General features: G+C 57.3%; 1 protein-coding gene. It reads left to right on the forward strand.

The features are described 5' to 3' along the window. Positions 1–253: 253 nt before the first annotated feature. Positions 254–562 (forward strand): SOS response-associated peptidase family protein (locus ABD169_RS16105; protein WP_344033623.1); only part of this gene is annotated, 309 nt, incomplete at its 3' end.

Below are 562 nucleotides of genomic sequence, written 5' to 3' on the forward strand. Positions count from 1 at the left end.
AAAAGCCCACGCTGGCTGGACGGTTTGACGGCGAAAATTGAGACGGAAAACGACGGGAAGACAGCGGGTAAAGCCTTTGAAATAAACTGCGACCGGGTGAGGACACCGGCAGAGCGAACCCTTGCATTCGAAGCGGCCCGGCTACAGTAGCGGCACGGCGGCCACACGATGGCAGGAACCTGAAAAACGGCCTATTTTCTGAACTGATGAAAACACAGATTTCGCATGCGAAATCTACACCGGAGAAACGATAATGTGCGGTCGGTTTACGCAGTACAACTCCCGCGAGGAGTACCTGGCCTTTCTCGGAGAAGAAGCAGAACGGGACATCCCGTATGATCCGGAGCCCGTCGGCCGCTACAACGTTGCGCCCGGAACCCGTGTATTACTGCTGAGTGAACGCCGCTCGCAGCTGCATCTTGATCCTGTTCACTGGGGTTATGCGCCGGAGTGGTGGAACAAGCCCGCTCTCATCAACGCCAGAAGTGAAACTGCGGCCGGCAGCCGGATGTTCAGGCCACTCTGGGAGCACGGACGGGCCATTGTTTTTGCTGACGGCTGG

Source organism: Leucobacter iarius, assembly GCF_039530105.1.
Taxonomy (GTDB): domain Bacteria; phylum Actinomycetota; class Actinomycetes; order Actinomycetales; family Microbacteriaceae; genus Leucobacter; species Leucobacter iarius.